The organism is Parasphingorhabdus sp. (genome assembly GCF_041748495.1).
Classification (GTDB): Bacteria; Pseudomonadota; Alphaproteobacteria; order Sphingomonadales; family Sphingomonadaceae; genus Parasphingorhabdus.
This window is the reverse complement of the sequence record NZ_JBGTDD010000055.1, coordinates 1-21,540: the sequence shown is the minus strand read 5'-3', so window position 1 is coordinate 21,540 and position 21,540 is coordinate 1. Positions and strand designations below refer to the sequence as shown.

Annotated in this window: 20 protein-coding genes; 14 read left to right on the top strand and 6 right to left on the bottom strand. The window is 57.0% G+C overall.

Annotated features, from left to right (window positions below; translation table 11 throughout):
- The first annotated feature begins 322 nt into the window (after positions 1 to 322).
- The 14 genes from bchF to hemA are packed head-to-tail and all read left to right on the top strand — an operon-like array spanning position 323 to position 15,587.
- On the top strand, positions 323 to 859 hold the full coding sequence (bchF, locus tag ACEW8J_RS04330) for a 2-vinyl bacteriochlorophyllide hydratase (protein WP_373490404.1): 537 nt from the start codon (positions 323 to 325) through the stop codon (positions 857 to 859).
- Entirely contained in the window at positions 856 to 2,139 is a 1,284-nt protein-coding gene (locus ACEW8J_RS04325; protein ID WP_373490403.1) for a ferredoxin:protochlorophyllide reductase (ATP-dependent) subunit N, read from the top strand. The genes bchF and ACEW8J_RS04325 overlap by 4 nt, the downstream gene beginning before the upstream one ends.
- Positions 2,140 to 2,141: 2 nt before the next feature.
- Positions 2,142 to 3,683, top strand: coding sequence for a ferredoxin:protochlorophyllide reductase (ATP-dependent) subunit B (bchB, locus tag ACEW8J_RS04320; protein ID WP_373490402.1), 1,542 nt, complete (start codon positions 2,142 to 2,144; stop codon positions 3,681 to 3,683).
- Positions 3,673 to 7,263, top strand: a complete 3,591-nt coding sequence (locus tag ACEW8J_RS04315) for a magnesium chelatase subunit H (protein WP_373490401.1) — start codon at positions 3,673 to 3,675, stop codon at positions 7,261 to 7,263. Before bchB ends, ACEW8J_RS04315 begins: the two co-directional genes overlap by 11 nt.
- Positions 7,264 to 7,276: 13 nt before the next feature.
- On the top strand, positions 7,277 to 8,167 hold the full coding sequence (gene bchL / locus ACEW8J_RS04310) for a ferredoxin:protochlorophyllide reductase (ATP-dependent) iron-sulfur ATP-binding protein (RefSeq protein ID WP_373490432.1): 891 nt from the start codon (positions 7,277 to 7,279) through the stop codon (positions 8,165 to 8,167).
- Between the two features lie 11 nt (positions 8,168 to 8,178).
- A complete protein-coding gene (bchM, locus tag ACEW8J_RS04305) occupies positions 8,179 to 8,862 on the top strand; it encodes a magnesium protoporphyrin IX methyltransferase (RefSeq protein WP_373490400.1) in 684 nt (227 codons plus the stop codon).
- 50 nt (positions 8,863 to 8,912) lie between these two features.
- On the top strand, positions 8,913 to 10,283 hold the full coding sequence (locus tag ACEW8J_RS04300) for a BCD family MFS transporter (protein WP_373490399.1): 1,371 nt from the start codon (positions 8,913 to 8,915) through the stop codon (positions 10,281 to 10,283).
- A gap of 32 nt (positions 10,284 to 10,315) precedes the next feature.
- On the top strand, positions 10,316 to 11,086 hold the full coding sequence (puhA, locus tag ACEW8J_RS04295; RefSeq protein ID WP_373490398.1) for a photosynthetic reaction center subunit H: 771 nt from the start codon (positions 10,316 to 10,318) through the stop codon (positions 11,084 to 11,086).
- Entirely contained in the window at positions 11,083 to 11,703 is a 621-nt protein-coding gene (puhB, locus tag ACEW8J_RS04290; RefSeq protein WP_373490397.1) for a photosynthetic complex putative assembly protein PuhB, read from the top strand. Before puhA ends, puhB begins: the two co-directional genes overlap by 4 nt.
- Complete coding sequence (gene puhC, locus ACEW8J_RS04285; protein ID WP_373490396.1) at positions 11,700 to 12,176, top strand: photosynthetic complex assembly protein PuhC; 477 nt, start codon at positions 11,700 to 11,702, stop codon at positions 12,174 to 12,176. The genes puhB and puhC overlap by 4 nt, the downstream gene beginning before the upstream one ends.
- Positions 12,173 to 12,469, top strand: coding sequence for a hypothetical protein (locus tag ACEW8J_RS04280; protein ID WP_373490395.1), 297 nt, complete (start codon positions 12,173 to 12,175; stop codon positions 12,467 to 12,469). The genes puhC and ACEW8J_RS04280 overlap by 4 nt, the downstream gene beginning before the upstream one ends.
- Before the next feature lie 59 nt (positions 12,470 to 12,528).
- Positions 12,529 to 13,575 (top strand): magnesium-protoporphyrin IX monomethyl ester (oxidative) cyclase, encoded by a 1,047-nt coding sequence (gene acsF / locus ACEW8J_RS04275; RefSeq protein ID WP_373490431.1) that lies wholly within the window; start codon positions 12,529 to 12,531, stop codon positions 13,573 to 13,575.
- Positions 13,569 to 14,351, top strand: coding sequence for a putative photosynthetic complex assembly protein PuhE (gene puhE / locus ACEW8J_RS04270; protein ID WP_373490394.1), 783 nt, complete (start codon positions 13,569 to 13,571; stop codon positions 14,349 to 14,351). Before acsF ends, puhE begins: the two co-directional genes overlap by 7 nt.
- Positions 14,352 to 14,366: 15 nt before the next feature.
- Entirely contained in the window at positions 14,367 to 15,587 is a 1,221-nt protein-coding gene (gene hemA / locus ACEW8J_RS04265) for a 5-aminolevulinate synthase (RefSeq protein ID WP_373490393.1), read from the top strand.
- A gap of 70 nt (positions 15,588 to 15,657) precedes the next feature.
- Here the strand turns inward: hemA and ACEW8J_RS04260 are convergent, their stop codons facing one another.
- The 6 genes from ACEW8J_RS04260 to ACEW8J_RS04235 all read right to left on the bottom strand — a co-directional run.
- Entirely contained in the window at positions 15,658 to 16,182 is a 525-nt protein-coding gene (locus tag ACEW8J_RS04260; protein WP_373490392.1) for a cytochrome c family protein, read from the bottom strand.
- Positions 16,183 to 16,283: 101 nt separating this feature from the next.
- A complete protein-coding gene (locus ACEW8J_RS04255; RefSeq protein WP_373490391.1) occupies positions 16,284 to 17,564 on the bottom strand; it encodes a DUF3422 family protein in 1,281 nt (426 codons plus the stop codon).
- Positions 17,565 to 17,635: 71 nt separating this feature from the next.
- A complete protein-coding gene (locus ACEW8J_RS04250; RefSeq protein ID WP_373490390.1) occupies positions 17,636 to 18,622 on the bottom strand; it encodes an NAD(P)H-binding protein in 987 nt (328 codons plus the stop codon).
- Positions 18,623 to 18,788: 166 nt separating this feature from the next.
- Positions 18,789 to 19,412, bottom strand: coding sequence for a PilZ domain-containing protein (locus ACEW8J_RS04245; RefSeq protein ID WP_373490389.1), 624 nt, complete (start codon positions 19,410 to 19,412; stop codon positions 18,789 to 18,791).
- 593 nt (positions 19,413 to 20,005) lie between these two features.
- Entirely contained in the window at positions 20,006 to 20,449 is a 444-nt protein-coding gene (locus tag ACEW8J_RS04240) for a BLUF domain-containing protein (RefSeq protein ID WP_373490430.1), read from the bottom strand.
- A gap of 2 nt (positions 20,450 to 20,451) precedes the next feature.
- The coding region (locus ACEW8J_RS04235) for an EAL domain-containing protein (protein ID WP_373490388.1) at positions 20,452 to 21,540 on the bottom strand (1,089 nt) is incomplete at its 5' end.

The following is a 21,540-nucleotide window of genomic DNA, read 5'->3' as shown; positions in this document are numbered from 1 at the left end:
AGTTTCGTTTTCTCGCACTCCTCTATGCGAGCACTTTCCGGTGCCATAATCTTCCAGGTTGATCGCCAATCGTCGAGTTTGGATCGAAGCTCAGATATTCCAAAAACATTAGGCATTTCAGACTCTCCTAAAAGTCTGGTCGGCGTGACATAACGTCGGCCCCTCGGACCTTTTCGGCCTCAAGTGAGTCGTAAGCTATGTCAAAATTAAGTAGCTGACAATCACTAATGTGTCAAATAAAATGGACGTCTAAAAAACTTGACACTTTATCCCAAACCGACTTAGTCTGTTTCCTGCAACATTGGGAGCGGGCGATCATCAAATGATGGAGCAGAGAAATCCAGACCATATAGACGCGCAAAGCGGGGTTTTAGCTGCGAATTCCAAACCCTTCTCTTTATACACGGATGCCCAGCGCAAACGGCGCGACGAGTCGGTCTGGACGCTGGTTCAAGGCATTCTGGCCCCAATCCAGTTTCTCGTTTTTTTGTGCAGTCTCACACTAGTGATAAGATTTTTGTTTACCGGCGAGGGAGAATCGGCAGCCGAAGTTTCGATCCTGCTGAAGACCCTGATTCTGTACTTGATCATGATTACCGGTTCAATCTGGGAGAAGGTCGTTTTTGATGAATGGCTTTTTGCTCGTCCCTTCTTCTGGGAAGATGTCTTTAGCATGGCTGTCCTAGCCCTGCACACAGCCTATCTGGTCATGCTGTTCGGCGGCTGGGGGTCGGTGCAAGAGCAACTATATGTCGCACTGGCGGCTTATGCGACTTATGTCATCAACGCCGGACAATTTCTGTGGAAGCTGCGGGTGGCGCGGCTGCAAGGAACGCAGCAAATGGCGGTGGCCGCATGAACGCGCTTCTGCCGCTTGCCAAGAGCAATGACAGCGATTGTGCCCCGGTACTGAAAGAGCGCGGCCAGCGCGAAGTCTTTTGTGGTCTTACCGGAATTGTCTGGCTGCACCGCAAAATGCAGGATGCATTTTTCCTGGTCGTTGGGTCGCGCACTTGCGCGCATTTGCTGCAATCTGCCGCAGGCGTCATGATCTTTGCCGAGCCGCGCTTCGCGACGGCGATCATGGAAGAGCGCGATCTGGCCGGGTTAGCCGATGCCAATGAAGAGCTCGACCGGATTGTCGATCAGCTGCTGGCGCGTCGGCCAGAGATAAAATCGTTGTTTCTGGTCGGCAGCTGCCCTTCCGAAGTCATCAAGCTTGACTTGGCCAAGGCGGCGCAGCGTCTGGGCGCGAAACATGCCCCGCAGGTCCGGGTGCTCAACTATTCCGGCAGCGGCATTGAAACGACCTTTACCGAAGGCGAAGACGCCTGTCTGGCATCGCTGGTTCCCGTCATGCCGGAATTGGCGGCGGATGCGGCACCCAATCTGATCATCGTCGGTTCGCTGCCCGATATCGTTGAAGACCAGTTCATGCGGCTGTTTGCCGCTCTGGGTATCCAGAATGTGGCAAGCCTGCCGGAGCGTGCGGTTTCGGATCTGCCAGGCGTGGGGCCAAATACCCGTTTCCTGCTGGCCCAGCCATTTCTGGGGGATACGGCGCAATGTCTGAAGGAACGTGGAGCCCAGCGGCTGGACGCACTCTTTCCATTCGGGGTCGAGGGCACGACCCATTGGTTGCAGGCTGCGGCGGATGAATTTGCAATCGATCAGGAGCATTTCGACGCCGTGCTCGCCCCGTTTCAGCAGCGTGCCGCAAAGGCGATCGCGCACCAGCGCGAGCGGCTGAGCGGAAAATCGATTTTCTTCATGCCGGATTCGCAGCTGGAAGTTCCGCTCGCGCGTTTTCTTGCCAATGAACTGGGCATGGTGCTGATCGAGGTTGGCACGCCTTATCTGCACCGGACGCACCTCGCACAGGAGCTTGCTGCCTTGCCCGCCGGCGTCCAGCTCAGCGAAGGGCAGGATGTCGACAAGCAATTGGACCGGGTTCGTGCTGCCAAGCCCGATCTGACGGTGTGCGGTCTGGGCCTTGCCAATCCACTCGAGTCCGAAGGCCTATCTACCAAATGGGCCATCGAGCTGGTCTTTTCTCCGATCCACGGTTTCGACCAGGCCGGCGATCTCGCCGAACTTTTCGCCCGGCCACTGCGCCGCCGCGACGTGCTGAGGGTATAGAGATGCAGCTTTCCGTCTGGACATATGAAGGCCCGCCCCATGTCGGCGCAATGCGGGTCGCCACCGCCATGGAAGGCATTCACTATCTGCTGCATTCACCTCAGGGTGATACTTACGCTGATCTGCTGTTCACCATGATCGAACGGCGTGGGAAGCGGCCTCCGGTCACCTACACGACATTTCAGGCGCGTGATCTCGGCAAAGATACGTCGCAGCTGTTCCAGACCGCGGCGCTGGATGTGGTCGAACGGTTCGCACCCGATGCGATGCTGGTCGGCGCTTCCTGCACCGCCGAACTGATCCAGGATGATCCGGCTGGTTTGATCGAGAAAATGGGCTTGCCGATTCCGGTCATTCCTCTCGAACTGCCAAGCTACCAGCGCAAGGAACATTGGGGCGCCGCCGAAACCTTCTACCAGATCGTCCGCGTCTTGAGCGACAAGACCCGCCATCCCGCCGACAAGGAAGGCCGCCGTCCGCTGGTCAACCTGCTTGGACCCACGGCCCTCGGTTTTCGTCACCGCGATGATATCGTGGAAATCACCCGCTTGCTCGACCGGATGGGCATTGCTGTCAACGTCACGGCGCCGCTCGGCGCCTGTGCTGCCGACATCGCCCGGTTGGGTGAAGCGGATTTCAATATTGTGCTCTATCCGGAAACCGGCGATCTGGCTGCGGATTATCTGAAGCGCGAATTTGGTCAGGCGGTGATTCGCACCGTGCCGATTGGCGTGGGAGCAACAAAGGACTTCGTTCGCGAAGTGGCTGAACTGGCCGGCGTCGATCCGGAGCCGATGCTCAAGGAGGGCCTGTCCCGTCTCTCCTGGTGGAGCCGCTCGATCGATTCCAATTATCTGACCGGCAAGCGGGTCTTCATCTTTGGCGATGGCACGCATGCTGTGGCAGCCGCGCGGGTGGCGAGTGAGGAGCTTGGTTTCAAGGTGGTCGGACTCGGCTGCTATAACCGCGAATATGCCCGTGATGTCAGGGCGGCAGCGAAATTGTATGATGTTGAGCCGCTGATCACCGACGACCATCTTGCGGTGGAAAAGGCGATCGAGGAAGCACAGGTCGAGCTGGTGCTGGGTACCCAGATGGAACGCCATATCGCCAAGCGCTTCGGCATCGGCTGCGCAGTGATTTCCTCTCCCGTCCATGTGCAGGATTTTCCGGCGCGCTATTCTCCCCATATGGGGTTTGAAGGTGCAAATGTCATATTCGACGAATGGGTTCATCCGCTGGTAATGGGTCTGGAAGAGCATCTGTTGACCATGTTCCGCGACGATTTTGAATTTAATGATCATGCGGGCGCGTCGCATCTCGGCCCTGGCCATGCCGCTTCGGTGAAGGAAGAGGCTGTTGCGACTCCAGCCAATGATACCGACGCCGTATGGAGCGAAGATGCTCAGCGCGAATTGAAGAAAATTCCGTTCTTTGTCCGAGGTAAAGCAAAGCGGAATACCGAGACATTTGCCTCCGAACATGGCGTATCGACGATCGAGTTGGAGACGCTCTACGAAGCAAAGGCTCACTATGCCAGGTAGCGTCAGCCCATCCGTTCGTGTGGTCATTGTGACATTGGACAATCATCTTGCTGGTGCCGTCGAGCGCGCAAACAAGCGGATGGCAAAGGACAATATCAGTATTGGCATTTATGCCGCGTCCGACTGGGACCGCAACCCTTCGGTACTGGACCGCGCCAAGGCCGATATCGCCCAGGCCGATATCATCATTGCCACCATGCTGTTTCTCGAAGATCATGTGCAGGCGATCCGTCCCGCATTGCTCGAACGGCGCGATGAGTGTGACGCGATAGTCGGTCTCATGTCTTCGGCAGATATCGTAAAGCTGACGCGGCTTGGCAGCTACAGCATGGACAAGCCGGCAAAAGGTCCGCTGGCGTTGTTGAAAAAACTGCGCGGCTCAACAAAACCCGGTGCCAGTTCCGGCGCTGGCCAGATGAAAATGTTGCGCCGGCTTCCCAAGATCCTCCGCTTTGTTCCAGGTGCAGCGCAGGATGTACGGCAATATTTCCTGACGATGCAATATTGGCTGGCCGGATCGGATGACAATGTCGTCGATATGGTCCGTTCGCTGATTGACCGCTATGCAACCGGTGAACGCTCTGCACTGGTTGGCCAGATGACGGCGGAGCCCCCGCGGGAATATCCGGAAGTGGGAGTCTATCACCCCGATTTGAAAGAGCGCTTGACCGAAGACGCGCACCAGCTTCCGCATGCGCCGAAAACTTCCGGTACCGTCGGACTGCTGATGCTGCGCTCCTATCTGCTCGGCCGCGATACCGGCCATTATGACGGCATGATCAAAACGCTGGAAGCCAGCGGACTGCGCGTCCTTCCTGCCTTTGCCAACGGACTCGATGCCCGCCCGGCGATTGACAAATATTTTGTCAGGGACGGCGAATCGCAGGTGGATGCAATCATCAATCTGACCGGCTTCTCGCTGGTCGGTGGCCCTGCCTATAATGATGTGGACGCTGCGGTGGAAACGCTGACCGGTCTGGACGTCCCTTATATCGCGGCCCATCCGATCGAATTCCAGTCGCTCGAGCAATGGGGTGCTGGCAAGTTGGGTCTGCTCCCCCTCGAAACAACGATGATGCTGGCGATTCCCGAACTGGATGGTGCCATCGCCCCCAGTGTCTTTGGCGGTCGCTCCGACGGCTCGCCCGAGGGCTGTACCGGATGCAGCCGCAACTGCAAATTCCCTGCCAATGACAGCGTCCGGGCCATGCACAGCTGCCCCGAAAGGGCCGATGCGCTGGCCGGCAAGGTGGTCAGTCTGATCAAGTTGCGCCGGGCCGAGAAAGCTGCGCGCAAACTTGCCATTGTTCTTTTCAACTTCCCGCCCAATGCGGGAGCAACCGGTACGGCCGCTCATCTGGCGGTGTTTGAGTCGCTCCACGCGACTCTGCAGCGTCTGCAAGACGAAGGCTATGATGTCGACGTGCCGGCGAGTGTAGACAATCTTCGCAATGCCATAATTCATGGCAATGCTGACCAGTTCGGCGCTGATGCCAATGTTGCAACCCGGATCAGCGCCGATCACCATGTTCGCCGGGAGCCGTTTCTCAAAGAGATCGAAGCGCAATGGGGACCGGCTCCCGGCCGCCAGCAAAGCGATGGCCAGAGCATCCATATATTGGGCGCCCATTTCGGAAACGTGTTTGTCGGCGTCCAGCCCTCCTTCGGCTATGAAGGCGACCCGATGCGGTTGCTGTTCGAGGGCGATTTCGCCCCGACCCATGCCTTCTCGGCTTTCTATCGTTATATTCGCGAGGATTTCGGTGCCCATGCCGCGCTGCATTTCGGCACCCACGGGGCGCTGGAATTCATGCCCGGCAAGCAGGCGGGTCTGAGCGGCGATTGCTGGCCGGAACGGATGTTGGGCGACCTGCCGAATTTCTATCTTTATGCGTCCAACAATCCATCCGAAGGCATCATCGCCAAACGCCGGTCCGGCGCGACATTGGTCAGCTATCTGACGCCGCCGCTTGCGGAAGCCGGGCTGTACAAGGGATTCAGCGATCTGAAAGCGTTGCTTGAACGCTATCGCACGGTGGCTGGGGACGGAGCGGTACAACAAGAACTGGAAATCCTGATCCGCGATCATTGCGCTGAACTGGATATCGAAGCCGGTGACATGGATAGCCTGTCGGGGCGCTTGTACGAGATCGAGCGTGAACTGATTCCGCAGGGTCTACATGTGTTCGGGGGCAAGCTGGCCGACGCAGAGCGGGATGATCTGGTGACCGCGATGACCGGTGCCAACCCGCATCTGGAGCGCGCCGACATTGAAGCCCGCCTGGACGCAAATGATGAGCTCGGTTCGCTGATGCGGGCGCTGGATGGTGCCTTTGTTGCGCCGGCTCCCGGCGGTGACCTGCTGCACAATCCCGACGTGCTGCCCACGGGCCGCAATATTCACGGCTTTGATCCGTTCCGCATTCCCAGCAAGTTCGCCTGCCAGCAAGGTCGCGCGCAGGCCGAACAGCTGCTTGAACGCCATCAGGCTGACGGCGGCAAGCTACCGGAAAGCATCGCGATGGTGCTCTGGGGTACGGACAATCTGAAGAGCGAAGGCTCCCAGATCGCCCAGGCGATGGCGCTGATCGGCGCGCGGCCAAGATTTGATGATTATAGCCGGCTGGCTGGCGCGGAACTCATTCCTCTGGCCGAACTGGGGCGTCCGCGGATCGATGTTGTCATTACATTGTCGGGTATTTTCCGCGATCTGCTGCCGCTGCAAACCCGGATGATTGCCGAAGCGACCTATCTCGCCACCATGGCCGACGAGCCCGCCGACCAGAATTTTGTTCGCAAGCACAGTCTGGCGCATCAGTTGCAGCATGATTGTGATCTGGAAACCGCCAGCCTGCGTGTATTCTCCAACCGGCAGGGCGCATATGGCGCCAATGTCAACATGATGATCGATGAGGGCTCCTGGAGCGATCCGGATGAACTGGCCAATATGTTCGAGACCAACAAGGGCTATGCCTACGGTCGCAGCGGCGAGCCGGCGCAGCAGCGCAAATTGTTCGAAAGCGAACTGGCCGGCGTTGAACTCACCTATCAAAATCTGGAATCGGTGGAGCTTGGGATCACCGATATCGATCATTATGTCGATGGTCTGGGCGGCATGAGCAAGGCGGTTGAAAAAGCGCGCGGTTCGACAGCGCCTGTCTATATCGTCGATGCAACCCAGGGCGGCGATGCCAAGGTCCGCACCCTAGGCGAACAGATCGATCTTGAAACCCGGACCCGGATGCTCAACCCGAAATGGCACGAAGGCATGCTCAAGCATGGCTTTGAAGGCGTACGCGAAATCGAAAATCATGTCACCAACACCATGGGCTGGTCGGCGACGACCGGAACCGTGTCCCCCTGGGTCTATCAGAAAATCAGCGAAACCTTCGTGCTTGACGATGCGATGCGGGCGCGCCTGGCAGAGCTCAACCCGAAATCATCCGCCCGTGTTGCTGACCGCTTGCTCGAGGCATGCGAACGGCAATTGTGGACACCCGACGCAGCGACGCTGGCCGCTCTGAGAGACGCCAGCGATGACTTGGAAGACCGGCTGGAAGGCCTGGTCGCAGCAGAATGACAGGAGCGAGACGATGACTCTATTAGATGGCGCAAGCAGCCCCCCCGATGGCGAAGGAAGCGTACAAGTTGCGCTCGACCCGGATGACAAAATCAAGGGTGCCAAAGTGTTTGCGGTTTACGGCAAGGGCGGGATCGGAAAATCGACCACCTCGTCCAACCTGTCTGCGGCTTTTTCCAAACTGGGCCATCGGGTGCTGCAGATCGGCTGCGATCCCAAGCATGATTCGACATTCACCCTGACCAAGAAAATGATGCCGACGGTGATCGACGTGCTCGAATCCGTGGATTTCCACAGCGAAGAGTTACGGGTCGAGGATTTCATGTTCGAAGGCTATAATGGCGTGATGTGCGTCGAAGCGGGCGGACCGCCGGCGGGCACCGGATGCGGCGGCTATGTGGTGGGCCAGACCGTGAAGTTGCTCAAGCAGCATCATCTGCTCGAAGATACCGACGTCGTCATTTTCGACGTGCTGGGCGATGTCGTCTGCGGCGGCTTTGCCGCGCCGCTGCAACATGCGGACAGCGCGGTGGTTGTCGCCGCCAATGACTTCGACAGCATTTTTGCGATGAACCGTATCGTTGCGGCAATCAACGCCAAGGCGAAAAACTATAATGTCCGGCTCGCCGGTGTCGTTGCGAACCGCTCGGCCGCCACCGACGAAATCGATCGGTTCAGCGAGGCGATCGGGATGCGACGCCTGGCCCATTTCGCCGACCTGGACGCCATCCGTCGTTCGCGCCTGAAAAAATGCACGCTCTTCGAAATGGAGGATTCTCCCGAGGTGGAGCAGGCACGCCAGGAATATATGAATCTGGCCCGCACGCTCTGGGCCGGCGTCGAGCCGCTGGAAGCCAGGCCGATGAAGGACCGCGACATTTTTGAATTTCTGGGATTTGAATGATGGGATATAGCTTGGCTTCAACTTCATATCAGGAAAGCCGCACGCGGCTCGAAACCTATTTTGACCAGACCGCGCGCAAGGCCTGGGAAGATTTGACATCCGACGTGCCGGTCAGCGGGATCCGGGCCACGGTCCGCGCCGGTCGCGATGAGATGCGTGCATTGCTGCTTTCATCGCTACCCACAGACATGCACGGCATGCGTCTGCTGGACGCGGGCTGCGGCACCGGTGCGCTGGCGATTTCCGCTGCGGAGCGCGGTGCGGATGTGATCGCGATCGACGTTTCGCAAGGGCTGGTCGATGTGGCCCGAAAACGTGCGCCGAAAAATCTCTCCATCGACTGGCGGGTTGGCGACATGCGCAATCGTGATCTGGGCATCTTCGATCATGTGGTCGCCATGGATTCACTGATCCATTATGACCTGCACGACGTCATGGGCGTGCTGCACGCCTGGTCCGGCCGGGCGAATGAAATCGCCTTTACCTTCGCTCCCGGGACGATGCTGCTCAAGATCATGCATGCCGCCGGAAAGGCATTTCCGCGCGATGACCGCTCGCCAGCCATCAAGCCCATTGTCGAAAGCCGCCTGAAGCAGGAAATTGAAGCAGAAATGGAAGGCTGGAACATGAATTTCTGCCAGCGCGTTTCGAGCGGCTTTTACAAGTCGCAAGCCATGGGAATCAGCCGCGGATGACAGAAAGGCCATCCGCTGTCACTTTTTGGCAAGCCGTGGGAACACGGTTCTTGCCCTTTGCGGACGCGGCAAGCAGCGAGCTTCCCCTCGGGCGCTTGTTGCGCCTCGCATTGTTTCAGGTCAGCGTTGGTCTAGCGGCGGTTCTGCTGAACGGCACCCTCAATCGGGTGCTGATCGTCGAACTGGATACGCCGGCATGGATTGTCGCTCTGATGATCGCCATTCCGCTGCTGGTCGCGCCATTCCGGGCGCTTATCGGCTATCGCTCTGACACCCATCGATCGGTGCTCGGCTGGCGGCGTGTGCCCTATATCTGGTTCGGCACATTGGCCCAATTTGGCGGGCTTGCCATCATGCCCTTTGCGCTCATTCTGATCACCCGTCCGGATACATTCATCGCCGGCGTTTCTGCCGCCTGCCTTTCGTTCCTGCTGACCGGATCAGGGATGCACGTCACGCAAACCGCGGGACTGGCGCTTGCCACGGATATCGCGCCCGATGACAAGCGTCCCCGGGTCGTCGCCATGCTCTATGTCATGCTGCTTGTCGGGATGATGCTGGCTGCTTTCACCATTGGCAATCTGCTGATCGATTTTACCGCAACCAAATTGGTGCAGGTGATTCAGGGGGCGGCGGCCCTGACCATGGCGCTCAACATCATCGCACTGTGGAAACAGGAAGCCCGCAACACCAAGATTACCATGTCAAATGTGGTGAACCCGAAATTTTCCGTGATCTGGGCGTCCTTTACCGCTCAACCCGATACCAAGCGATTGCTGCTCGCCATCGGCCTGGGCGCGATGGCCTTTGCGATGCAGGATGCGCTGCTCGAGCCATATGGCGGGCAAATTCTCGGCCTGTCGGTGGGCTCGACCACGGCGCTGACCGGAACCTGGGCGATCGGTGCGCTTATAGCCTTTGCCTATAGCGGCAAGCGTCTGGCAGCGGGAACTGACCCGTTGCGACTGGCTGGTCTGGGCACGGTGGCGGGCATCGCCGCTTTCCTGATGACGATATTTGCTGCGCCGCTGATGTCGGCTCCGCTGCTCTTTGCCGGAGCCACCGTGATCGGATTTGGCACCGGCCTGTTTTCAGTCGGCACTTTGATTGCCGCCATGGGTCTGTGCCGATCGGACAATGCCGGACTGGCGCTGGGCGCCTGGGGCGCGGTGCAGGCAAGCTGTGCCGGTCTGGGTATCGCGCTCGGTGGGTTGATCCGGGATGGCATTGCCTATTTCGCTTTGTCGGATGGCATGGGTGCGACACTGGCGGATCGGGCGACCGGCTATGGCACGGTGTTCTTTCTGGAGATCCTGTTGCTGCTGGTGACGATGGTGGTGCTCGGTCCGGTCATCGGTCGCGACAAACAGCGGTTGCATGGCGAGAGTGAAAGCTTCGGGTTGAGCGAATTTCCAACCTGATGGGACGATAAGAATTTTGAGGAGAGTGGAAAATGGATGACGTGAAACTGATAGGAACTCTGGATGTGACCGAGTTGGTGTTTTTGGCGTTTGTGCTCTTTTTCCTGGCATTGGTTTTCTATCTGCGCCGGGAAGATCGGCGGGAGGGCTATCCGCTGGAAGACGAAACCACCGGACGGGTCGACACGGCGGGTGGGCCGCTATTGTCAGCGACACCCAAATCCTTTCTGATGCCCTTTGGCCGCGGAACGGTGACCACTCCGACACAAGGACGTGAAAAGGTGGATGTGGCGGGGCGCCGGACCTTCCGTTCTCCCGGAGCGCCTTATTATCCAACAGGCAATCCGCTGGTAGACGGCATCGGACCTGCCGCCTGGGCCGAACGCGCCAAACATCCGGATCTCAACGCCGAGGGCCATAACCGGATCGTTCCGATTGGTCTGGTCCATCATATCGGCGTGCACAAAAATGATGCGGACCCGCGCGGGATGACCGTGATCGGAGCCGACGGCAAGGTTGCCGGAACCGTCAATGATCTGTGGGTCGACAATGCCGAGCATGTGATCCGCTATCTGCAGATCGATGCGGGCGGCAAGACGATATTGGCCCCGATGGCCATGTCAAAGGTCAAGGGCAAGGCAGGGCAGGTCGTGATTGACGCATTGAATGCCGATCAGTTTGCCGCTGCTCCGGTCCCTGCGAAACAGGACGAGATCACCTTTTACGAAGAAGAGCGGATCGTTGCCTATTTTGGTGGTGGCTATCTCTACGCCAACCGTGAACGGCAGGAGCCGATCATATGAGCGAATATGATCATGAACCCGTCCGCGGCTTGCCTGGCGAATTGCCGGAGGGTGAGCATATGCTTTGGCAGGGGGCGCCGGATTGGAAGAGCATGGCGTTGTCCGCGCTCCATATCCGGCTCGCCTTTGTCTATTTCATCGTGATCATTGGCACGGCACTGTTCCGGGGTGATTCGGGAACAGCGATAGCGGTGACGGGATTGGGCACGGTCGCGATCGGTACGTTCGTGCTCTTTGCCTGGGGTGTCGCGCGCACTACGGTTTACAGCTTGACCAACAAGCGCCTGGTGCTGCGCATCGGTGTGGCGCTCAACAAATGTATCAACCTGCCGCTGAGCGAGCTCGAAAGCGCCAATCTGAAACAGCTTTCGGACGGAACCGGGAATATCGTGCTGACGCTGAAGGGCGTCCCGCGACTGGGCTATCTGATGCTCTGGCCGCACGCACGCTCGCTCCGTTTCGTCCGTCCACAGCCGATGTTGCGGGCAATTCCTGAAGCGCAAAAAGTGTCTGCGTTATTATACAAGGCGACGCAGGAAGTGCAGGCCATCGCTCCGCTTGAGGAAGCTAGGCAAACACGTAATGGCGACATTGCACTCGAAGGTCTGGCAGCATGAGCCACGCGCACGATCATGATCCCACGGTGCCGCGCGGTGCATTGATTGCTGCGGCGATATTGCTGTTGTTCACCATGGCCCTGACGGGGGCCGTCCGACTGGGATGGATCCCGCAATCGGGTGATCCCCAAGGGTCACGCACGGCACAGAATATCGCGCCGGCACAGGAGCGGGAATTGCGCTTTGCCGATCGTGCGGATGGCGCGGTTGTCGTCACTGATGCAACGACCGGAGAAACGGTCATGGAAATTGGCTATGGCGAAGGCGGCTTCGTGCGCGCGACATTGCGGCGCATGGCAAAGGCACGTGCCGCTGCCGAGATTGGTCCGGAACCGCCGTTCACATTGACCTTGTGGGAGAATGGAGCCTTGTCGCTCAGCGACCCCGAGACTGGCAGAGAGGCTGAAATCCACGGCTTCGGATCGGATCACAGCGCGACCTTCGCGCAGATGCTGAAGGAGGAGCAGTCTTGACTGGCCTCTTTTCTTCCGAGAAATTCGATACCCCATGCCGGGTAGAAATCGAACAAAGCGCTGAACATTTTCATGCGCATGTCGAACTGGCCGGGAATGTACCGATCTATCCCGGCGACAGCGTCCAGGTGCATGGCGAACCGATCATGGTTGCCTTTGGCGAAAAGGTTTTTTTTGACCGGATGGCCACGGTTCAACGCGCCGGCCTGCTTCGCCGGGCATGGACCAAATTCACTGGCTATTTTGAAATGGCCGAGCTTTATGAAGTCAGTTTTACCCCCGGGAGGCTATGATGAACGCCCACAGTATAATTTCCGAGGCACAATCTCCTCAGCGCCAAACCCCGCCTTCGATGCTGGATGTGCCGGATACGATGGCGATTGCCACCCAGGACACCGTCCTGGCACCGCGATTCTATACCACCGATTTCGATGCGATGGACAAGATCGATGTGTCGAGCGTGCGCGCCGAGTGGGAGGGCTTGATGGATGAAATGGAAGGCGATCCCAACAAACGGCACTTCAAGAAAACCGACAGGTTTGACGGGGTGATCGAGGGTCTGGAGCCAGAACTGCAGAAAGAGTTTATCGATTTTCTCGCCAGCTCGCTGACTTCCGAATTTTCCGGCTGCATCCTTTATGCCGAGATCGCCAAGCGCACCAACAATCCCGATATGAAGCGGCTGTTCAAGCTGCTCGCTCGTGACGAAAGTCGCCATGCCGGTTTCATCAACGAGACGCTCAAGGGCTCGGGCATAGGTGTGGACCTCAGCTTCCTGACCAAGACCAAGAAATATACGTTTTTCAAGCCGAAGTTCATTTTCTATGCGGTCTATCTATCCGAAAAAATCGGTTATGCCCGCTACATCACGATTTTTCGGGAGCTGGCCAAGCATCCGGAGAATAAATTCCACCCGATCTTCGACTGGTTCGAGGAATGGTGCAATGACGAATTCCGTCATGGTGAGGCTTTTGCGCTGCTCCTCAGGGCCGATCCCAAATTGTTGCAGGGCATGAACAAGCTCTGGATCCGCTTCTTCCTGCTCTCGGTCTACGCAACCATGTATGTGCGGGACCACAACCGGCCGGTGTTTCACAAAGCGCTCGGCGTGCATCCGGCCGAATATGGGTACAAGGTCTTCTCGATCTGCACCGAAATCAGCAAGCAGGTCTTTCCCGTCGAGCTCGATACCGACGATACACGCTTCCGCAAAGCCATGGAAGAGCTGCGACTGGCATCGGTGGCGCTCGAAGCAGCGAAAAGTCGCAGCGGGATCATGAGCAAATTTGCCCAGGTTAAACATATGGCGAAAGCGGGCTGGGCCTTTGGCAAAATGTATTTCATGAAACCGAAAGCCAATGAGCTGCCGCAACAGGTGAGACTGTCCCCTGCATGGTGAATAGCGCTGCCTTTGCGTTACCCTTTGTGGTGGTGATCATCCTCTGGTTCGTCAGCACCGGATTGGTCGCGATGCTCAACCACAGGCTGAGACAATCTTTTGGCCGCGCTCTGATCATTGCCGGCCTCTGTGCACTGGTCGGCTTATCCATGCTCGTCCTGACCAGCCAGTCGTCGGCAGTTTGGGCGGTTTATGTTTCCTTTGTCGGCGGCCTGATGATCTGGGCCTGGCACGAGATCAGCTTCCTGACCGGCGCGGTGGCGGGGTCACACCGCGATCCTTGTCCGCAAGGCGCAAGAGGATGGCAGCGCTTCTCGATGGCAACCATGGCGCTGATCCACCATGAGATTGCGATTGCAATGACCGCTGGACTGTTGCTCTCGCTTGCCGCGGTCACGGCGAATCCGACAGGGGCCTATACTTTTGCCTTGCTCGCCATTTTCCGGCTGTCGTCTAAGCTCAATATCTATCGCGGCGTTCCGAACATGAGCGATGAACTGCTGCCCGCCCATCTTGACTATCTGAAAAGCTATTTCGGACCGCAACATTTGCGGCCGACGCTTGTCCTGTCGATCATGGCAATTTTAGGCGTCGCTTTATATTTCGGCCTTACCGCTGTACAGGCCAGTACCGCTCATGAAACCGCGCAGGCGGGGCTGCTTTGCTGCCTGTCGCTGCTGGCGGCGCTCGAGCATTTTTTCTTTGCGATACCGTTTCGCGATTCCCGTCTTTGGCAGTGGGCCCTGGGCGAACCAAAAGCAGAAAAAGAAATATGAAGAGGGAGTTTAGGCATGGACTATGAAGCATTTTTTGGCAGCGAACTGGATGCTGTCCGAGAAGAAGGGCGCTACCGGGTGTTTACCGAAATTGAACGCAAAGCCGGGTCCTATCCCCATGCCACCCGCTATTTAGAAAACGGCACCACCGAAGTCACGGTCTGGTGCTCCAACGATTATCTCGGCATGGGCCAGCATCCCAAAGTCGCCGAAGCCATGCACCGGGTGATTGATGAATGCGGAGCCGGGGCAGGGGGCACGCGCAATATTTCGGGTACCAATCATCACCATGTATTGCTGGAAAACGAACTCGCCGATTTGCATGGCAAGGCAGACGCGCTGATCTTTACCTCCGGCTACGTTTCCAACTGGGCGGCGCTGGGAACCCTGGCCGCGCGCATACCGAACTGCGTGGTATTTTCAGATGCGCTCAATCATGCGTCGATGATCGAAGGGATCAGGCACAGCCGTGCCAAATGCGTTGTCTTCGAACATAATTCTCCCGAAGATCTGGATCGCAAGATGAGTCAGCTGGACCCGGGTCAGGCCAAGCTGGTCGCGTTCGAGAGCGTCTATTCGATGGATGGCGATATTGCACCGATTGCCGAAATTCTTGACGTTTGCGAAAAGCATAACGCCATGAGCTATATCGATGAAGTCCATGCGGTTGGCTTGTACGGCCCGCGTGGTGGCGGTGTCGCAGAGCGCGAAGGGCTGATGGACCGGATTACCGTGATCGAAGGGACCCTGGGCAAGGCGTTTGGCGTGATGGGCGGCTATATCGCGGCGTCCAAGGATCTTTGCGACTATGTCCGCACCTTTGCCAGCGGCTTCATCTTTACCACCGCCATCCCGCCAGCGGTTGCTGCCGGTGCCTGCGCGAGCATCCAGCATCTCAAGCAAAGCAATATCGAACGTGACCGGCAAAAGGATCGGGTCGAAAAGGTGCGCGGCGCACTCGACCGGATGGGTATTCCGCATCTGCCCAATCCCAGCCATATCATTCCGGTGATGGTGGGGGATGCGCATAAATGCAAATTCATCAGCGACTGGCTGATGGACAATCACGGTATCTACGTGCAGCCAATCAATTATCCCACCGTGCCGCGCGGAACCGAACGTTTGCGGCTCACACCGTCACCGGTGCACAGTGACGGCGATATCGATCGCCTGATCAACGCACTCAGCGAAATCTGGTCGCAATGCGAACTGGCGCGACAACATATGGCCGCCTGACCGGCCACTTCTTCAAACAGAAAAAGGCCGGGAAATTCCCGGCCTTTTTCTGTTCAGACTGATGAACGGATCAGCTGGGATTTTTGAGATAGGCAATGACGTCTGCCCGTTTCTGCGCGTCTGGAAGGCCGGCAAAAATCATCTTGGTCTTCGGGATCACCCGCTGTGGATTTTCCAGATATTGGAACAATTTCTCTTCCGTCCAGACAACGTCGCTATCGGCATTGGCTGCGGAATAATTATAGCCCGCCACCGAACCGGATTCGCGGCCAACGATTCCGGCCAAGGATGGTCCGGTCCGGTTGACGCCCGGATCAGTAACATGGCAGGTCCGGCACTGGGCAAAGACAAGCTTGCCCGCCGCTGCATCGCTAGTCAGGCTGCTATATTCGACACCATCCACGGTAGTGAAGTCATCGGCCGCTGGCGGTCCGGCATCGGCCGGCGCTGCGGGAGCCGCAACTACTTCAACTGCTGGTTCAGGGGCTTCCGCTTCGGTCGTTGCCGGTTCACTAGATTCAGAACCGCCGCCGGAACAGGCTGCGGCCAATACGGACATCGCGACCACTGCTGCCATTGTCTTCATCCTGACCATATTCTCTCCTATCAAGTTATGTTGACGCATATCAACAGCCTAACTGTATAGTTTGGTTGACAGTGGATTGAAAGCAGGTTTTCCATCAACACCTTCTAACTCTATGAAATATCGTCTTTTTTAACATCGGCTTCTTTCAACGCCTTGCCGCGCAGCCGATGTACCAGCAGATAGATCGCCAGAATCACCGGAATCGTGACGATTCCGATCATGACATCGCTGGTCGAACCGGATGGCCATGCCGCAGCGCCCTTGGTGATATAGGCGATCAATCCGACCAGATAATAAGCGGCAGCGATGACCGACAGGCCTTCGACGAGGGTTTGCAGGCGCAATTGAAGCTGGGTTGACCGCTCCATCGATTCCATCAGCCGGAGATTCTGCGCCTTGATCCGGGTATCAATTCGCACGTCCAATGTGTGCATGATCCGGGAAATACGTTCGGCAATTCTGGCCAGCCGGGTCTGAAAAACTGCGCAGGTGCGCTGAGCGGGTACCAGCCGCCGCTCGGTAAATTCCTTCAGGCTCTGGAAATTATCCACCGGTTTCACGTCAAGTGCGTTCAGGCGGTCCGCAGCCACTTCCGCATAAGCGGTGGTGGCGCTCAAGCGAAAACCCGTCGCCGATCGGATGAGTTCAAGCTGGGCGGAAATTTCCGCCAGCTCCTGCAACAATATTTCGTCACTATCTTCGTCGGTCGCGCTGGCCACCCGCTCCGCATGTTCAGACAGCCTCTGTTCCAGTTCATCGACTTGCGGACCATAGCGCTGGACCGTCGGAAATCCCATCAGCGCCAGATTGCGATAATTGCCAAGTTCCTGCACGCGCTGGATGATGCGCCCGCGTTCGGCGTCGGTCTTGTCGCCACCCTGGACCAGCAGTCGCCCATAGCCATCCTTGTGAATGCCGAAGTCGGACCAGATTTTGAGGCCATTGTTGACCTCGCAATAGACAAGGTCTTCAGCGACAATGCCCATGGCGGCCAGATTTTGTTCGACCAGATCAGGGTCGGGAAGCGTCTTGATCCGGGTTGCCCGTATGGCTGATCCTGGCCATTTCTCGAGCCAGTGCAAATATCGGTCAGTCTGTTCAGCGCCTAGGGCGGACGGTAAGATCAGCGTTATCGTGCTGGCTTCGGTATGGCGTTCCCAGAGGAAGTAGATCCCGGCCTTGCTATGAGCAGATGCGCTGCGGGGTGCGAGATGCCAATCATCAAAGGGCGGCTTGTTGGCGATCAGGTGCTGGTCTTCCATGGGCCGCTGTTCTTCGCCCATCAGCAGCACCGATTGATAGATCTGGCAATCATCCGACACAGGGGCAAAGCGCCGCAAATGCATTTCATCGACGGCCCATTGCCGCAGCGGATGATTGGTAATGGACATTGACACCTTTATCCATGCATTTCCCGATTTGTCTATTCCGAAAACCGAATTTTCATCCCGATGATTGTGCGTCAAAAAACGGTATGTTCGCCGCGTTCGACCACGACTTCGCCGCTGATCAGGTCGGCGTAATAATCGAACAATGTTTCCGTTCCGGTAGAGGGTGTTGCGCCTGCATCATAGCGGCCCGCTTCCGCATCCCAGACGAGCATCGATTCCGTCGCATAATATCGTCCGATACGGGCAAGCTCGGCTTTTTGCTTTGCCGCTGGTACGAGCCAACCAGCGGTATCGAGTGCAGCAATGATCGCATCGAGAAATCGGACCGGTACATGCTTGAATTTTGGCTCTCGGCCCAACAGCGCGAACAGCCGTTCTCCCTGCTGCATCGGAGTAATCGCATCCCCCGGACCTCCGATCTGAAGTATCTTGTCACGGCGATCCTGATGGCTCAGACATTCCGCCAGATAATGGCCAAGATCGTCGTCGCTGATCGGCTTGCAGGCGGCCAGACTGCCATCGCCGAAGAGCAGGAAGGACTTTCCCTTCCGGACCCGTTCAACCTGCCCCGAGAGCGATTTGAAAAAAGCCGTCGGACGGACGATCGAATAAGGGATGCCCGATTCAATCAGTGCTTTTTCAAAGGCCAGCTTGGCATGCTGAAACGCCAGCAAAGGTTTTTGCACACATATCGCTGACAGCAGGATGAAATGCGAAACCCCGGCCAATTTTGCCGCTCCGAGCACCAACTGATGGGCATCATGATCGATCGCCCAGGCATCTTTCGGCGCGCCGGTTCGAGATGCCATGCACGAAATCAGCGCATCGAAAGGCTCGCCGCGAAAGCCTTCCTCGGCCAGAGATTGCGCGCAGCTCACATCGCCATAGCGTATTTCGGCACCAGCGAAGGGATCGAGAGTGGCTGCCAAAGTCATCTGGTTGCTCGGAACCTGCCGACGGCGCACGAAGCAGATTACGTCATGGCCCTGCTCGACCAGTGCTTGCAGCGTTGCCCTGCCGATCGTGCCTGTCGCTCCCAAGAGAAATATGCGCGCCAAAGGATTCCCTGCTGTCGGTGAAAATACCATCATCTATCGGTTCGACTGCCATTTTCAACAACATGTTCGTCATATCCGGATTCCGACGATCAAGGGATTATCCCAGAAGACCGCCGGTTCGATCAACCGCAGGTGGCTTTCAGGATGGGAAATTCGGGTGGCGGCTCTATCGCGATACGCGAAATCTGGATTGCAATATTGATACAGGGCTGGCCATGTGAACGCCAATCCGGTCGCCCTCGACCCATTTAATGTCTGCCGCCAATATCCTGCCGTCACTCAGATTGACCAGAAATTGCTGGTCTGCAGTCAGCAGCTGCTCGGTTTCCAGCATCATCCCGGATTGCGATATGTTGCGGATCTGGGCCCGGCAAGACCAGCTGCTCAAGCTGATCTTGGCCTGCATATCCGTGATTTTCCTGGGCATCCGCTCTTGATGGCCTGGCATGTGCCCGAGGTCGGTTTGGGAATCCGTCGGGAGTGCGTCCAGCAATTTGCAAAATTTCAGTCCAAAGCGACGTTCCTGGATCCAGCGGACCGTTCCGGAACAATGGGTGATGCCATCAAGGCTGATAAAAACTGTCTGCCCGACACTCAGGTCAATATCGGACTTACCGCGCAACCCGCTGCGCGACAAATCGGTTACATGGACGTCCTCCTGCTGTTCGACCAAATGGAGCTGGGCGCGCAACAAGACGCGCTGCCGGGCCTCGCGGCGCTTGGACTCCAGCAGGCTGGCATCCCTTTCAGAAATCGCGAAACTATCGGGACTGAATGATTCAAAAGACATATCTCAAAAGCCTTCTGTCTGGAAAAATCGAGCTTGCTGATCAATCGGTAATATAGGCCGGATTTCAATCAAAATCCCGGCATCGACAGTCACCAGCTGTGATGATTGCACCCTCATCGCGCTGGGGTGATGCTAGTTGCATGCTTGCAGGAAGGTCGGGCCACGCCGGGGTCCATCTTGCTGGCAGGCGAGGGGATACGGAGCGAGCGGACCGTGACCCCATCCACTTTGCTGGCGAATGCAAAGGATGGAGATCGGCCTGAGGCCGCTCTGCCATATGGAACGAAATTCAGCGGCTCGTTTCTTGCCATCAGTCAATATCTCCGCTCATTGGGTTCGCGTGCTATTTCGATCACGGCTGTCAATTCATCTGGCTTTTGAAATGGCGGCGAGCTGTGGGGGCCCGCCGCCGATCGGCAGTGACCAGACTACCAACATGACTAGTTAGAATAAGATTGCTTAATTCCATCATATTTTCGGCCTAGTGATAATACTGTATTTCGTTATTTTTACATATTTTATTTGAGTGTTTGCTAGAAATTGGCAGTTATTTGTTGGATCAATTATAAACTATTCATGTCTATAAGATATAGTCAAGATCTATTCAGGTTTCTTATTGGGAGCGGTCCTACCGAAAATTCATGCGCCAGTTCGGTGAGCCATTCTGTTGCCCTGCGCTGCTCTGATCGGGGCGGGCTGTGCAGCAATCGGACAACGTGGCGCGAAACAAATTCAGATGGTCCGTGATAAGCCATTTTCCAGTCCGGAAACCGTCGCATCTCGATGGGCGACCGATCGACGATGATGATATTGGCGTGGCGTGGATCATCCTTGATGGAGGACATGAGCTGTTCAATGGACTCCGTCGGGCCTTCCAGTATTTGTGCAAAATAGGTACCGGTAAAAAGCAACGCCCCGGTCAGTTCGAGTGCCGCATTCCTGATCTGGGCGTCCGCGACAATCTGCGCCACTGAGGAATTTACCTCCGCCTCTCCGAGGCGACTTTCACTAATGTAAAGCAGTCGTTCCAAAGTCATCCTCACTGTCTGACCCGTGCCATGGCAGCGGAACTAATCCTATGGGGTTCAAAGGGCAAGATATTGGCCTTGCCCGTCATACGGCTGACAATGTCCGGGACCTCCGAAGCAGGACGCGCCGCGCCGAACAAGAAGCCCTGGGCAAGGGTGCAGCCGCACGTTCTGACGAATGCAGCCTGTTCCCGGGTTTCAATACCTTCGGCTATTGTTTCCATTCCAAGGCTGCCACCCAAGCCCACCAGCGCACGTACGATCGCCGCATCATCCGCGCTTTTACCGAGTCCTGCGACAAAGGACTGATCAATCTTAAGGGCGTTCACCGGAAACCGCTTCAAATGCGTGAGCGATGCAAAACCGGTCCCGAAATCATCAAGTGCGATACGGACGCCTCGTTCGCTCAGCTTCGTCAGCGCCCGCATCACGTAATCGCTGCCGCGATTGAGAAAGACGCTTTCAACGACTTCGACTTCGACCAGACTGGGGGATAATCTCCTTGATTTCAGCGCGGCGAGAAGTCGTTCCGCAAAATCATTTGCGGCAAAATCACCGGCGCAAGTGTTCAGGGCGATTTGTCCGAAATCAATGCCAGCGGCGACCCATTCCTGCATGTCGTCCAACACGCGTACCATCATGCGATCGCCAATCACCCGCGCCAGTTCCCCGTCTGCAAATGCCGGAGCAATCATGTCCGGGAAACCCAACGCACCGTCCGGCTGGTCCCATCGCAATAGCGCTTCAAAGCCGGTCAGTTCGCCGGTTCGTAAATCCACTTTCGGCTGATAATAAGGAAAGACCCGATCTTGCTCTATCGCAGAACGGCCCAGCTCTATCATATTCATATCGCGCTCGAAATCGCTTTCCATGTCCGGGTGAAAGGTAACGGCGCACCCGCGCTTGGTCTTTGCGACGCCAAGCGCCAGATCACCACATTTTATAAGCGATTCAACGGTCTCGGCATGATCCGAATAAACTGCAACGCCGATGCTCGCGCGACATTCAATCAGCTGTCCCTTATATTCCAGCTTTTCGCGTAATCTGAAGTTGAGGGATTCGACCGTCGCCGCGAGATGTGCCTTGTTTTTGACCGAGGC

Coding starts and splice junctions, on each gene's coding strand:
- bchF (WP_373490404.1), top strand. CDS start 323: ATGATGGAGCAGAGAAATCCAGACCATATAGACGCGCAAAGCGGGGTT.
- ACEW8J_RS04325 (WP_373490403.1), top strand. CDS start 856: ATGAACGCGCTTCTGCCGCTTGCCAAGAGCAATGACAGCGATTGTGCC.
- bchB (WP_373490402.1), top strand. CDS start 2,142: ATGCAGCTTTCCGTCTGGACATATGAAGGCCCGCCCCATGTCGGCGCA.
- ACEW8J_RS04315 (WP_373490401.1), top strand. CDS start 3,673: ATGCCAGGTAGCGTCAGCCCATCCGTTCGTGTGGTCATTGTGACATTG.
- bchL (WP_373490432.1), top strand. CDS start 7,277: ATGACTCTATTAGATGGCGCAAGCAGCCCCCCCGATGGCGAAGGAAGC.
- puhA (WP_373490398.1), top strand. CDS start 10,316: ATGGATGACGTGAAACTGATAGGAACTCTGGATGTGACCGAGTTGGTG.
- puhB (WP_373490397.1), top strand. CDS start 11,083: ATGAGCGAATATGATCATGAACCCGTCCGCGGCTTGCCTGGCGAATTG.
- puhC (WP_373490396.1), top strand. CDS start 11,700: ATGAGCCACGCGCACGATCATGATCCCACGGTGCCGCGCGGTGCATTG.
- acsF (WP_373490431.1), top strand. CDS start 12,529: ATGCTGGATGTGCCGGATACGATGGCGATTGCCACCCAGGACACCGTC.
- puhE (WP_373490394.1), top strand. CDS start 13,569: ATGGTGAATAGCGCTGCCTTTGCGTTACCCTTTGTGGTGGTGATCATC.
- hemA (WP_373490393.1), top strand. CDS start 14,367: ATGGACTATGAAGCATTTTTTGGCAGCGAACTGGATGCTGTCCGAGAA.
- ACEW8J_RS04260 (WP_373490392.1), bottom strand. CDS start 16,182: ATGGTCAGGATGAAGACAATGGCAGCAGTGGTCGCGATGTCCGTATTG.
- ACEW8J_RS04255 (WP_373490391.1), bottom strand. CDS start 17,564: ATGTCCATTACCAATCATCCGCTGCGGCAATGGGCCGTCGATGAAATG.
- ACEW8J_RS04245 (WP_373490389.1), bottom strand. CDS start 19,412: ATGTCTTTTGAATCATTCAGTCCCGATAGTTTCGCGATTTCTGAAAGG.
- ACEW8J_RS04240 (WP_373490430.1), bottom strand. CDS start 20,449: ATGACTTTGGAACGACTGCTTTACATTAGTGAAAGTCGCCTCGGAGAG.